Here is a 13,132-nt window from a genome sequence, read left to right on the forward strand (position 1 = left end):
CGCTTAGTGGATGAGCATGCCGCCGTTCACGTCGATGACGGCGCCGGTGATGTAGGAGGAGAGGTCGGAGGCCAGGAACAGGCAGGCATTGGCGACGTCGTCGGCGACGCCGAGGCGGCCGAGCGGGATGCCCTTGGCGATCTCGACCTTCAGCTCGTCGGTCAGCTTGCCGCCGGTGATGTCGGTCTGGATCAGGCCGGGGGTGATGCTGTTGACCCGCACCGTGTCGGGACCCAGCTCGCGGGCCATGGCCTTGCCGAGGCCCAGCACGCCGCCCTTGGCCGCGCTGTAATGCGGTCCGCCGAAGATGCCGCCGCCGCGCTGCGCCGAGACCGACGACATGCAGACGATCGAGCCGGATTGCTGCCGGCGCATCTGCGGCACGACCGCCTGGCTCATGTAGAGCGTACCGCGCAGGTTCACGTCGAGCACCGCGTCGTAATTGCCGGGCTCGATCTCCATGAACTTCAGCGGCTGGGTGATGCCGGCATTGTTGATCAGCACGTCGATGCGACCGAAGCGGGCAACCACCTCGTCGGCGGCGGCTTGGCAGGCGGCCTTGTCGGTGACGTTGCAGGCGAGGCCGAGATGGCCCTCGCCGATCGCCCGGGCGGCCTCCTCGGCCTGGCCGGCATCGAGATCGAGGATCACCACCTTGGCGCCGTGGCTCGCAAACAGCTTCGCGGTGGCGCGGCCGATGCCCCGCAACGATGCGGCGCCGGTGATCAGGCACACCTTGTCGGTCAGCAGCATGTCGTCCTCCCTGTCTCGTTCGGGCACGAGGGAGTGACATCGGCGGCAGGGTCCCACCCCCGCTCCGCCGCCCGTCCTCGACGGTTCCTCCCTCGTTTCGTTGCCGGCAGAGTGCCCGGGGCAGGGGGCGGGGCAAACGCAGAAATTGCAGGTGGAGGTGAATGGGATTCATCTGGCGGGGGTTGGGCGTGCCAGCATGCCCCTCCTTCTCCCACCCGCCACCTCATCCTGAGGTGCGGCCGTCAGGGAGCCTCGAAGGAGCACTCCGGAAGTCTCGGCGATCCCTGGACCCCTCCTTCGAGGTCGGCCGATCTTCGATCGACTGACCCCTCAGGATGAGGTCGCGAGTGGGGCAGTCGATTCCTGCACCTCACGCCAGATCCTCCGGCAGCACCAGGTTCATCTCCTGCGCCAGCCAGTGGGCGAAGACCCGCAACGGGGCGCGCCGCCGCGTGGTCGCCGGGTAGACGAGGTGGTGGCCGACATAGGTGATGTCCTGCGCGATGCCCCGCAACGGCGCAACGAGGCGGCCGCTGGCGATCTCGCGCTCGGCGAGCAGGGTCGATTCGAGCGCCACCCCGAGCCCGTCCGCGGCGGCCGCGATGGCGAGGAAGCTGCGGTCGAAGCGGACGCCTAAGGGTCGGGGCGCCGGCAATCCGTTGCGGGCGAACCAGAGCGGCCAGCGTACCTGCTTGTTGTCGCTCTGGATCAGCACCTGGTCGAGGAGGTCGTCCGGCGTGCGGATGCGGGCGGCGCGCGCGGGGTCGCAGAGCGGCGTCACCGTCTCGGTGCAGAGCGGCACGGTCACCAGGCCCTCGCCCCGGGGCGGACCGTAGACGAGGTCGGCATCGAACTCGTCGCCGACGAAGCGGGCATAGTCCATGCCGGCGGCAAGCCGCACCTCGAAGCCCGGATGGGCGGCGAGGAAGCGGGCGAGGCGCGGCGTCAGCCATTGCGCGGCGAGGCTCGGCGCGCAGTGCAGGCGCAGGAGTTGCGGACCCCGGGCCGCCACGAGATCGAGGCCGCGATGCAATTCGTCGAAGGCGCGGCTCACATGTTCCAGCAACGCCTCGCCGGCGGCGGTCGGCACCACGCCCTGGCCCTGGCGCTCGAACAGGGTGACGCCGAGCGAGGCCTCCATCTTGCGGATGGCGTGGCTGACGGCGCTCGCGGTCAGGTTCAGCTCCGCCGCCGCATCCTTGAAGGAGCGGCGGCGCGCCGCCGCCTCGAAGGAGCGCACGGCGGAGAGGGGGACGCGCAGGGACATGACGCGACGATGCGGCCGTACCGGCCCGGTTGGCAACCGTCCCGCTCAGCCCTCCCGGTCGGGCAGGGTGATCCGGAACCGCGCGCCGGCGGGGGTCTCGTCGAGGCTCAAGCTCCCGCCGTTGAGCCGCACCAGCTCGGCCGCGATGGCGAGGCCCAATCCCGTGCCACCGGAGCGGCCCGCGCCCTGGAACGCCTCGAACAGGTGGGCCCGGGCCCGCTCGGGCAGGCCGGGGCCGTTGTCGGTGACGAGGATCGTGACGGTGGCGGCCACGCGCTCCGCCTCGATCGTCACGCACGGCGCGCCCCCGCTGGCACCGGCGAGCCCGATCGCCTGCACGGCGTTGCGCACCAGGTTGACCAGCACCCGCGACAGCTGGTCGGGATCGGCATCGACGATCAGGTCCTCCGGCGTGCGGTCCTCGATGGTGACGGCGGCCCCCGGCGCCAGCCCGGCGAGGTCGAGGGCGTCGCGCAGGATCGGCCGCAGCGGCATCACCCTGCGCTCGGGCGGGCGCTCGGCGGCGCGGCCATAGGCCAGCGTCGCCTCGCAGTAGCGGATCGCCCGGCCAAGGGTCGCGACGAGGCGGGGCGCCACGCGCTGCACGCCCGGATCGGCGACGTGCTCCAGCCGGTCGACGAGAAGCTGGGCGGTGGTGAGGAGATTTCTCAGTTCGTGGTTGATCTTGCTCACCGAGAGGCCGAGATCGGCCAGGCGCCGCTTCTGGCGCAGCTCGTCCGACAGGATGGTCTCCATCCGGGCGAGCGCCGTCTCGGCGGCGCCGATCTCGTCGCTGCGCCAGGACGGGGCGATCCGCCGCGACAGGTCCTCCGGGTCCTCCGCGAAGGTCGCGATGTTGCGGGCCAGCCGCCGTACCGGCCGCACGATCGAAAGTTGCAGCACCAGGAAGACGAGGCCGGCAGTGATGCCGGAGATCACCAGCGAGGCGACGAGGATGCGTCCCGAGAAGGCGATCATCGCCCGGCGCAAGGGCGCGGGATCGAGGACCAGCTCGACGAAATCGACCCCGTCCATGCCGTGGCCGACCACCCGCAGCGGCAGCGGGTTCGTCCGCGTCAGGGTGCGCCAGGCGCCGCCGATGCTGTCGATCCAGCCGGAATCGCGCAGGTCGACGGTCTCGCCCACCTCCGGCGGCATCGGCGTGAGGTTGAGGAGGCGGCGCGCCCCCCGGCCTTCAGCGCGATGGCTTGCGCGCCGACGCCCATCAGGAGGCGCTTGGCAAGGTCGTCCGAGACCCGCTGCTGGGGTGCGGCGTCGAGGACCAGGGCGGCGACCTGGGCGGCGGCGACCCGGTCGGAGAGCCAGGAGCGCCGGTAGCTCGCGACGCTGGGGACGTAGATCAGCACCTCGGCGATGAGGACGAACACCACCGTGAGCAGGAGCAGGCGACCGGACAGCCCGACCCGGCCGGCGAGACGCCGGAGGCCACCCTGGCTCGCCGCGTCATCGGCCCACTGCACGGTATCGACATCCTTGCTTGTCCGGCGATGCTACGGCATCCCGGCCGACGGATCACTCGCCCGCTCGCCGGCCTCGTTCCCCGTCCCGTGGGGAGAACGGGGAAAGCTATTCCCGAACCTGGAAAAATCCAGACGCCGACCAACGAATTGCGCGTGATCGTATCGCGTCGGGATTCAGCCGGGATGGCCGCGCCAGCGCCGCCAGGCCACCGGCAGCAGCGCCAGGGCGCCGAGGCCGAGCAGGGTGGCGACGAGCTGCGGCGTGACGATCGCCCGCAGCGACAGGGCGGCGTCGCAGGCGATGCCGCCGGCCACGAGGCAGGCTTCCTTCGCCGCCTGGTGGGCCGCCACGACGGTCTCCACCCCCGCACCCGCCGAGGCGTAGATGAAGGCGCCGGGGCTGATGCCGATGAGGGTGGCGAGCGCGAAGGTGCGCAGCCGCACGCCGAAGATCGCGGGCGCCAGGTTGGTCATCCAGAACGGGAAGACCGGCAGCAGCCGCAGGACCATCACGTACGAGAAGGCGTCGCGGCGAAAGCCCTCGGCGAGGCGCCCGAGCCGCGAGCCGGCGCGGCGCAGCAGCACCTCGCCCGCCGCGGTGCGGCCGATCGAGAACACCACGACGGCGCCGGTGGTGGCGGCCGAGATCGACACCAGCGCGCCGGCGACCGGCCCGAACAGGAAGCCGCACAGGGTCGTCATAATCACCGAGACCGGCAGCGACACGATCACGGTACCGACATAGGCGAGATACGCGCAGGCATAGGCGCGCCAGAACCCCTCGGCGACCCAGGCCTTGGCATAGGCCCGGGAGGCGAGGAGCTGGTCGAGGCTGAACCAGCGGGTGATGCCGCCGATGAGCAACCCGAGCGACAGGGCCACCAGGGCGACGAGCGGCAGCACCCGCAGCCAGCCGCGCCAGGCCGGGGCCGCCACGGCCTCCGGGCCGGCTTCCGAGGGGGAGGGGCCTTGCCGGACGGGGACCCGTCCGGCCGGGTCGGCGCGCTCACCCGGGCTTCTGCATGCGCAGGATCTTGAAGAACCCGCCCGGGAAGGTCGGGCGCACGCCCAGGAAGGTCACGCCGCGGCTCCTCGTCCAGGCCTCGATCCGGGCGGCCTTGAAGGCCGAGCTCCAGCCGATCTTCTCGCAGAGCGGCGCGACGATCTCCTCGACCTTGGCCACGGTGCCGCGGTCCTGGCCGAAATGGTTGGCGAGCACGATCATGCCGCCGGGCCTCGTCACCCGCAGGAACTCGTCCAGCGCGCCTTCGGGTCGGGTACCAGGGTGATGAGGAACTGCGCCACCACCGCGTCGAAGCTCGCGTCGGCGTAGCCGAGGCGGCAGACATCCATGACCTGGAGGCCCTTGACGTGGGTGAGCCCGCGCCGTGCCACCTTGCGGTTGGCCCGTTTCAGCATGTCCTCGGACAGGTCGACGCCGTAGACCTCGGCATCCTTCGGATAGTAGCCGAGGGACAGGCCGGTGCCGACGCCGGCCTCCAGGATCCGCCGCCCGCCGGCGAGCGCCGCCTCGACCGCGTCCCGCGCCGCCGGCTCGGTGAGCTTGTCGTAGACCACGTCGTAGACCGGCGCCCAGCGCGCATAGGCCTTGCGCATCAAGGCGGTGGTGGGCCCCGCCTCTCGCGGCTCGCTCAGCATGTCCGTCTTCTCTCCGAGTTCGATCGTCGCGCGGGCGTCGATGCGCGCGTGTGTGCTACGATTTCCGCTGGAAATCTTTTGAAAAACCGCATCATCCCGCGTCGAATCAGGCCGCCGCCAGGCGGTCCGCCTCGACCCGCCGGATGGTGCCGCCGCCCAGGACCCGCGCCCTCAGCCCGTCATCGGCGTAGATGACGCAGGCCTGGCCCGGCGACACCCCGTCCTCGGGGGTCGCCAGCGTCACCTCGGCCGACGCCGTGTCCGGGTTCCAGGTCAGGGTGGCGGGGCGCGGCTCGCGGGTCGAGCGCACGCGGACCGCCACGGGCAGGTCGCGGGAGGCGGTGAGCGGCGCATCGCCGAGCCAGTTCGGATCGGCCAGCCGGATCACCGAGGTGGCGAGGGCCTCACGCGGGCCGACCACGACCCGGGCCTCGCCGGGCTCCAGGCGCACGACGTAGAGCGGCTCGCCCGCCGCCACGTTGAGGCCGCGGCGCTGGCCGACCGTGAAGCCGATGATGCCGTCATGGTGGCCGAGCCGCCGCCCGTCGAGATGGACGATCTCGCCCGGCCGCACCGCGTCGGGCCGCAGCCGGGCGATCACGTCCTGGTAGCGCCCCTGCGGCACGAAGCAGATGTCCTGGCTGTCCGGCTTGTCGGCGACCGACAGGCCGAACTCCTTGGCGAGCGCGCGGGTCTCGTCCTTCGGCCGCTCGCCCAGCGGAAAGCGCAGGAGGTCGAGCTGCCGGCTCGTGGTCGCGTACAGGAAGTAGCTCTGGTCCCGGGCCGGATCGAGGGCGCGGTGGAGCGCCCGGCCGCCGCCCGGCAGCGCCCGGCTCGCGACGTAGTGGCCGGTCGCCAGCACGTCGGCGCCGAGGTCCTGGGCGGTGGTGAGGAGGTCGCGGAACTTGATCGAGCGGTTGCACTCGACGCAGGGGATCGGCGTCTCGCCCTGGAGATAGCTGTCGGCGAAGCGATCGATCACCGCCTCGCGGAACCGGTCCTCGTAGTCGAGGACGTAATGCGGGATGCCGATGGTCTCGGCGGCGCGGCGGGCATCGTGGATGTCCTGGCCGGCGCAGCAGGCGCCGCGGCGATGGGTGGCCGCGCCGTGGTCGTAGAGCTGCAGCGTGATTCCGACCACGTCGTAGCCCTCGCGCTTCAGGAGCGCGGCGACGACCGAGGAATCGACGCCCCCGGACATCGCCACCACGACGCGGGTGTCTTCCGGGGCCTTGTGCAGATCGAGCGAGTTCATGACCGTGCGAGGGGTGTCTCGGGGCGGCTCCGGCAAGCAGATCGCGGCCGCTGGCGGAGTCTATAGCGATCCGACCGGCATTCTGCCAGGGCGCGAGGGCGCGCGACCCGCAGGGAAGTTCTTGCCGGGTTCCCGGCAGATTCCGACCGGGCGGCCCGCCGGTGCCATCGGCGCCCCTATGATTATCGCATCAAATCAATATCTTACGACGCGCGCCCGACTGGCAGGCGGCTTGCTCTGCCGGGACCCAGGAGGTCGCCGATGCAGATCAGCGGAGCGGGCGAGGGGGGATGGAGTGCGGGGCGCGAGCCGGCCCGGACGGCGAAGGCCGTCGCGCACGAACCGTTCCGCGTGAGCGAGCGGGAGGCCGACCGGATCATGCGCTCGCCCAAGCGGGAGGTGGATTCGTCGCGGTCCCGCATCGAGACCACGCCCACCGAGACGCGACACGCCGACGCGAAGCGGGCCGACGCCACGTCCGAGGCCCGATCCCGCCGGGAGCGGGCCGAGGACGCCGCCGGGACGGCCGCCGGCCGCCAGGACTCGATCGACCGGGACAGGACCGCCAAGGAGAAGGCGACGAAGGACCGTGCCACGAAGGACCGGGCCACGAAGGACGCCGTGGCCGACGACCGGGTGAGGAAGCACGCCGCCGCGACATCGTCGGCCGCGACCGCCGCGAAGCCCGCCGTGGCGGCGCCCGATGCGGCACAGGCCGAAGCGGCCCGGGCAACCACCTCCGACGACGAGACCACCGAGGCCGCTCCCGGCGACGATACCGAGGCCGAGGGCGATACGGGTGAGGCCGCGGGCACCGCCGCGACGCCGATCCCGGCTTTGCCGGCCGCCCCGGTCGCGACGGCGCCCGCGGCCGGTGCGGGCGCCGCCGCGAAGGCGGCCTCGACCGGGTCCGGCGCCGCGGTCGAGACGACGACTCCGGCCGATCCGCGCATCGCCGCCCTGCTGGCCGAGGCCGCGAAGGCGGGCGATGGCACGGACCAGCCGCCGCCGGGCGGACCCGTCCCCTCGCCCGACGGCATCGCGGCGCCCGACCCATCCTTGTCCACGCCGCAGGCGAAGGCGGGCGAGGTCGCGGCGCCGGCCGCCGCCGAGACCCGCCCGGCCGTCTCGGTGCAGGCGCCTTTGAGCGCGGTGCCGATCACCATCGGGATTCGGGCGCTTACGGGCTCGAACCGCTTCGAGATCCGCCTCGATCCCTACGAGCTCGGCCGCATCGACGTCAGCCTCGACATCGCCCGCCAGCACGGCACCGTGAAGGCGCATCTCGTGGTGGAGCGGCCCGAGACCCTGGCGCTGCTCCAGCGCGACGCGTCCAGCCTGCAGCAGGCGCTCACGCAAGCCGGGCTCGATCCCGGCACGACCGGCCTCACCTTCTCCCTGCGCGACGGCGGTGGCCAGAACCCGCAGCGCGACCAGGCCGGTCGCCCGCAGGGGCAGGACCGCGCGGCCGCCCCGGCGGAGGAGGCCCAGGCCGCCTCACCCTTGCGCAACCTCGGCCAGCGCCTCGGCCTCGACCTCAGGATCTAGCGACGCCCCGATGACGAACGAACTTGCGAGGTCCCGATGACCGCCGGCATCAGCAGCCTGTCCAGCCTCTCCAACCCGACCGGCACCACGCCCAAGAGCGACGCCAGCACGATCGCCGGGAACTTCAACCAGTTCCTGACCCTGCTGACGACGCAGCTGCAGAACCAGAACCCGCTCGACCCCCTCGACACCAACCAGTTCACCCAGCAGCTGGTGCAGTTCGCCTCGGTCGAGCAGCAGCTCAAGACCAACGACCAGCTCGGCAACCTGATCACCGCCAGCAAGGCGTCCGCCGCGGCGACGGCCTCCGGGCTGATCGGCAAGACCGTGACGGCGGACGGGGCCACGTCGCCGCTGGCCAAAGGCACTGCCACCTGGACTCTCAACCCGGCCCGGGCCGCCGCCAAGGCGGTGATGACCATCACCGATGCCAAGGGCAACGTGGTCGCCACCCAGACCAAGGCGTTGCCCGCCGGCAGCCAGAGCTTCACCTGGGACGGGCGCGCCTCCACCGGGCAGCTCGCCCCGGACGGAAAATACACCTTGAAGGTGCAGGCCCTCGACGCCACCGGCTCGAGCGTCGCCGTCGACACCAAGATCACCGGGGCGATCACCAGCGTGGACGTCTCCGGTGCCGAACCGGTCCTGACCATCGGCGACCGCACCGTGGCCCTCAGCAGCGTCGAGGCGATCGGTGGAACCAGCGGCCAATGATTCGGTGGATTGCTGTGGATTACGAATCACATGCGAGGGAAATGATTCAACCAATCTTAAGCGCGGATGCGTAGCTTCGGTCTCGACAGGTCAGTCGAGTGTAGAGCGTATCATGACCGAACCGCATCGCCCGAGGGTGAAGTACGTCATCGGGCCAGACGGAAGTCCGCTGACGATCGCGGACCTTCCGCCGACCGATACCCGCCGATGGGTGATCCGGCGCAAGGCCGAGGTGGTGGCCGCCGTCCGCGGCGGGCTGCTGAGCCTCGAGGAAGCGTGCCAGCGTTACACGCTGACCACCGAGGAATTCCTGAGCTGGCAGTATTCGATCGAGCAGCACGGGCTCGCCGGCCTGCGCACGACCCGGATCCAGCATTACCGTCAGTGAGGATGCTGGCGGGGCGTCGATCTGACTGATCGAGAGAAGTGCCCGGGTAGACGGAAAAGCGCCGGATTTCTCCTCTCCCGCGGGCGGGGAGAGGCTTTCGTCCCCCTTGTCGGGGACGAAAGGAGCGCGAAGCGCGAGGGTTGAGGGGGTTTTCCCGGAGGAGCCTCACTCGTCGGGACTCCTTGACCCTCGCTTCGGCTTCGCCTCCGCTCGCTGCGTCTCCTGAACGGAGACGCAGCCCTCTCCCCGCAACAAGAAGTCGGGCTTGCCCGACTTCGTCCGTCGCTTGCAGATCCCGGGCAAGCCCGGGATCTGACGGGGAGAGGGGAAATCCCGCGGCACCCTCGTGATCCGCTGCCTGCCCGGCGGGGATGCCCCCATCCCGGAACCCTACGCCTCGCCCCGAAGCCGGCGGTGTCCCGGGTCTGCGCGCGCCTTCTTGCGCGCTGTTAACCAAGTCATAACCACGACTCGGCAATTTTTGCCCTGGGGCCGCGGTGGCTCCGGTTGGCGGGTGCATGGTCGTGAAGCCGGTCCTCGATCTGGTGGCGAAGCTGGGGCCCGCGCGGCTCGCCGCGATGGGGGCGGTGACCCTCGCGCTCATCGGTTTCTTCGCTTTCGTCATCCTGCGGGTCTCGCGGCCCGAGATGGGCGTGCTCTACACCGAACTGTCGGTGCAGGATGCCGGCGCGGTCGTGCGCGACCTCGAGGCCAAGGGCATCCGCTACGAGACGAGGGGCGATGCCGGCCAGACCGTGCTGGCGCCCCGGGCCGAACTCGCCCGCCTGCGCATGGATCTCGCCGCCAAGGGCCTGCCGAGCGCCGGCGGCGTCGGCTACGAGATCTTCGACAAGGGCGACGCCTTCTCGTCGACGAGCTTCGTCCAGAACGTCAACCACCTGCGGGCGCTCGAAGGTGAGCTCGCCCGCTCGATCCGGGCGATCGGCCGGGTCCAGGCGGCCCGCGTCCACCTGGTCCTGCCCGAGAAGCGGCTGTTTTCCCGCGACCGCGAGGCGCCGAGCGCCGCGATCGTGGTGAAGCTGTCGGGTGATCTCGATCCGGGCCAGGTCCGGGCGGTGCGCCACCTCGTCGCCTCGGCGGTCGAGGGGCTGAAGCCCGAACGCATCTCGATCGTCGACGAGCGCGGGCGGCTCCTCGCCGACGGCGCCCGCGGGGCGGAAGCCCAGAACGGCGTCGGCCTCGACGAGCGCCAGACCACCATGGAGCGGCGCCTGCGGGCCCAGGTCGAGGAGATCGTCGCCGGCATCGTCGGGTCGGGCCGGGCCCGGGTCCAGGTCACGGCCGAGCTCGACCCCAACCGGATCGAGAGCCGGTCGGAGACCTTCGATCCCGAGAGCCGGGTGGTGCGCTCGACCCAGACCCGCAGCGAGAACTCGCAGTCGCAGAGCAGCGAGAACGGCGTCACCGTCGGCAACGAACTGCCCGGCGCGAACCAGGCCCAGCAGAACCAGGGTCCGCGCGAGGCCTCGAACAAGAACGAGGAGACCACCAACTACGAGATCTCCCGCGTCACCCGCACCGAGGTGAACGAGGGCGGCCGGATCCGGCGCCTGTCGGTGGCGGTGCTGATTGACGGCACCTACGCGGCGGGCCCGGACGGCAAGCCGGCCTACGCGCCGCGGCCGGCGCCGGAACTGGAGCGCATCACCGCGCTGGTGCGCACCGCGGTCGGCTACGACCGGGCCCGGGGCGACCAGGTCGAGGTGGTGAACCTGCGCTTTGCCGACACCCCGGCGGTGCCCGAGTTCCAGGAGCAGGGTCTGCTGGCCTCGCTCCTCCAGCCGACCAAGGAGGACGTGCTGCGCATCGCCGAGATGTCGGTGCTCTTCCTCCTCGGCCTCGTGGTGCTGATGACGGTGGTCCGCCCGCTGGTGCAGAAGGTCGTCGCCTCCGAGGATCCGGCGCAGGCCCCGATCTCGATCCTCGCCTCCGATCATCCCGGCCTGGTGATGGCGGTGGAGGGCGCGCTGGCGGGCGCCGCTCCGGCCGAACTCGCCCTGCCCGAGAGCCAGGCCCGGCGCGTCGTCGAGTTCGCCAAGATCAACGGCAAGATCCAGGCCGAGACGATCGAGCGCGTCGTCGACATCGTGAAGTCGAACCCGACCGAGACGGTCGAGGTGCTGCGCACCTGGATCAACGACCGCTGACGCTACCGGATCAACGACCGCCGACGCTGCCGGATTAACGACCGCCGAGGCTTCGGCCCGCCGAACGCCCCCAAGACCAAGACACGTCTCCCGCACTCCGTTCCGCCCGAGAGAAGCCGACGCCATGGCCGTGACCCCGATGCCGGCATCCCGCTCCACGATCGCGGGCCTGACCTTCGCCGAGATGCCCGGGACCCACCGTGCCGCCGCCCTCCTGCTGCTGCTCGGCGAGGAGGAGGGCGCCCCGATCTGGCGGATGCTGGAGGAGGACGAGGTCAAGAAGGTCTCGCACGCCATGGTCCAGCTCGGCTCGCTCGAGGCGGAGGCGGTCGAGGCCCTGATCATCGACTTCGTGTCCCGGCTCTCGGCCAGCGGCGGCATCACCTCGAGCTTCGAGCGCACTGAGTCGCTGCTGCTCAAGATCTTCCCGCCCGAGCAGGTCGCGGTGATCATGGCCGAGGTGAAGGGCGCCTCGACCCGCCGGGTCTGGGCCAGCCTGACCCAGATCGACCCCGAGATCCTGGCCTCGTTCCTGCGCAACGAATACCCGCAGACCGTCGCGGTGATCCTGTCGCGGGTGCGCTCGGACTACGCCGCCAAGGTCCTGACCATCCTGCCGGAGGACTTCGCCATCGACGTCCTCAACCGGATGCTCCGGATGGAGACGGTGCAGAAGGAGGCCCTGCGCCACATCGAGGAGATCCTGCGGGTCGAGTTCGTCTCGACCATCGCCCAGACCACGCGGCGCGACGCCCACGAATTGCTCGCCGACGTGTTCAACGCCTTCGACCGGCAGACCGAGATCCGGTTCCTCACCGCCCTCGACCAGTCGAACCGCGGCTCGGCGAAGAAGATCCGCCAGCTCATGTTCACCTTCGACGACCTGATGAAGCTCGATGCCGGCAGCGTCCAGACCCTGATGCGCAGCGTCGACCGCGACGTGCTGGCCCGCGCGCTCAAGGGCGCGTCGGACCCGGTCCGGAACTTCTTCTTCGCCAACATGTCGAGCCGCTCGTCCAGGAACATGCAGAACGACATCGAGTCGCTCGGGCCGATCCGCCTCAAGGAGGTCGACGAGGCCCAGTCGAAGATGACCGACCTCGCCAAGGAACTGGCCGAGAAGGGCGAGATCATGATCGCCAAGAACAGCGCCGAGGAAGAGCTGGTCTATTGATGCCCGCCCGCACGACGCAGCCCCGCGACACGTTCGAGCCCGCCCCGAGGGACACAGCCTGATGGCGCAGATCCGGCGCTTCCTGTTCGATACCGACTTCCGCAGCCCCGTCGCCGCGCCCGCGCGAGACGAGGCTCCGGCCGCCGACGCCCTGGCGCAGGCGCAGGCGCGGGCCGAGGCGGCGGCGCGGGAGGCCGCCCGGGAGGCGGCGGAGGCCGAGGCCTATGCCCGCGGCCTGCAGGAGGGCCGCGCCCAGGCCGAGGCGCAGGTCCAGGCACGCCTCGCCGACGCCCTCAACCGTGTCGCCGCCGCCGCCGCCGGCATGATCGCCGGCGCCGACGAGCGCGATGCCGAGCGGGAGGCCCAGGCCCTCGACTTCGCCGTGGCGCTCGGGCGCAAGATCGCCGGGGCCGCCCTCGACCACCATCCGGTGGCGGCGATCACGGAGGCCGCGGGCCGCGCGCTCCAGCACCTGCGCGGCGTGCCGCACCTGGCGATCCGGGTCCACGACGCCCTCGTCGACGAGACGCAGGCCCAGGTCGCCCGGCTTGCCCGCGAGCGCGGCTACGAGGGCCGCCTGATCGTTCTCGGCGATCCCGGCATGGCGCCGGGGATGCCCGCATCGAATGGGCCGATGGCGGCGTGGTGCGCGAGCGCGCGGCCATCGAGGCGGCGCTGACCGCCGCCCTGCCGACCGCCTGACGCTTCCTTCCGACCTTTTCTCT

General features: G+C 71.3%; 9 protein-coding genes and 3 pseudogenes. 6 read left to right on the forward strand and 6 right to left on the reverse strand.

Annotation, left to right across the window (positions count from 1 at the left end; genetic code table 11):
* Positions 1–3: 3 nt before the first annotated feature.
* The 6 genes and pseudogenes from F1D61_RS04960 to mnmA all read right to left on the reverse strand — a co-directional run bounded on the left by F1D61_RS04960 (position 4) and on the right by mnmA (position 6,415).
* A complete protein-coding gene (locus tag F1D61_RS04960; protein ID WP_203156759.1) occupies positions 4–753 on the reverse strand; it encodes an SDR family NAD(P)-dependent oxidoreductase in 750 nt (249 codons plus the stop codon).
* Positions 754–1,123: 370 nt separating this feature from the next.
* On the reverse strand, positions 1,124–2,020 hold the full coding sequence (locus F1D61_RS04965) for a LysR substrate-binding domain-containing protein (RefSeq protein WP_203156760.1): 897 nt from the start codon (positions 2,018–2,020) through the stop codon (positions 1,124–1,126).
* Between the two features lie 45 nt (positions 2,021–2,065).
* Positions 2,066–3,501: pseudogene (locus tag F1D61_RS04970) on the reverse strand (ATP-binding protein).
* Between the two features lie 174 nt (positions 3,502–3,675).
* Positions 3,676–4,437, reverse strand: coding sequence for a TVP38/TMEM64 family protein (locus tag F1D61_RS04975; protein ID WP_203156761.1), 762 nt, complete (start codon positions 4,435–4,437; stop codon positions 3,676–3,678).
* 70 nt (positions 4,438–4,507) lie between these two features.
* A pseudogene (locus tag F1D61_RS04980) lies at positions 4,508–5,160 on the reverse strand (class I SAM-dependent methyltransferase).
* A 106-nt stretch (positions 5,161–5,266) separates the two neighbouring features.
* Positions 5,267–6,415 (reverse strand): tRNA 2-thiouridine(34) synthase MnmA, encoded by a 1,149-nt coding sequence (gene mnmA / locus F1D61_RS04985; protein WP_203156762.1) that lies wholly within the window; start codon positions 6,413–6,415, stop codon positions 5,267–5,269.
* Positions 6,416–6,676: 261 nt separating this feature from the next.
* Between mnmA and F1D61_RS04990 the strand changes: the two genes are divergently transcribed.
* The 6 genes and pseudogenes from F1D61_RS04990 (at position 6,677) to F1D61_RS05015 (ending at position 13,109) form a co-directional block, all read left to right on the forward strand.
* Positions 6,677–7,963: a flagellar hook-length control protein FliK gene (locus F1D61_RS04990; RefSeq protein ID WP_203156763.1), complete on the forward strand. Its 1,287-nt coding sequence runs from the start codon at positions 6,677–6,679 to the stop codon at positions 7,961–7,963.
* Positions 7,964–7,999: 36 nt separating this feature from the next.
* On the forward strand, positions 8,000–8,677 hold the full coding sequence (locus F1D61_RS04995) for a flagellar hook assembly protein FlgD (RefSeq protein ID WP_203156764.1): 678 nt from the start codon (positions 8,000–8,002) through the stop codon (positions 8,675–8,677).
* Between the two features lie 112 nt (positions 8,678–8,789).
* Positions 8,790–9,065, forward strand: a complete 276-nt coding sequence (locus tag F1D61_RS05000; protein ID WP_048443591.1) for a DUF1153 domain-containing protein — start codon at positions 8,790–8,792, stop codon at positions 9,063–9,065.
* A 524-nt stretch (positions 9,066–9,589) separates the two neighbouring features.
* The gene (gene fliF / locus F1D61_RS05005) at positions 9,590–11,233 is read left to right on the forward strand and encodes a flagellar basal-body MS-ring/collar protein FliF (protein WP_203156765.1); all 1,644 of its coding nucleotides are present in this window, start codon (positions 9,590–9,592) and stop codon (positions 11,231–11,233) included.
* 124 nt (positions 11,234–11,357) lie between these two features.
* On the forward strand, positions 11,358–12,407 hold the full coding sequence (locus F1D61_RS05010; protein WP_203156766.1) for a flagellar motor switch protein FliG: 1,050 nt from the start codon (positions 11,358–11,360) through the stop codon (positions 12,405–12,407).
* Positions 12,408–12,468: 61 nt separating this feature from the next.
* Positions 12,469–13,109 (forward strand): annotated as a pseudogene (locus F1D61_RS05015) (FliH/SctL family protein).
* The last annotated feature ends 23 nt before the right edge of the window (positions 13,110–13,132 follow it).

The sequence above is a fragment of the Methylobacterium aquaticum genome (genome assembly GCF_016804325.1).
Lineage (GTDB): Bacteria > Pseudomonadota > Alphaproteobacteria > Rhizobiales > Beijerinckiaceae > Methylobacterium > Methylobacterium aquaticum_C.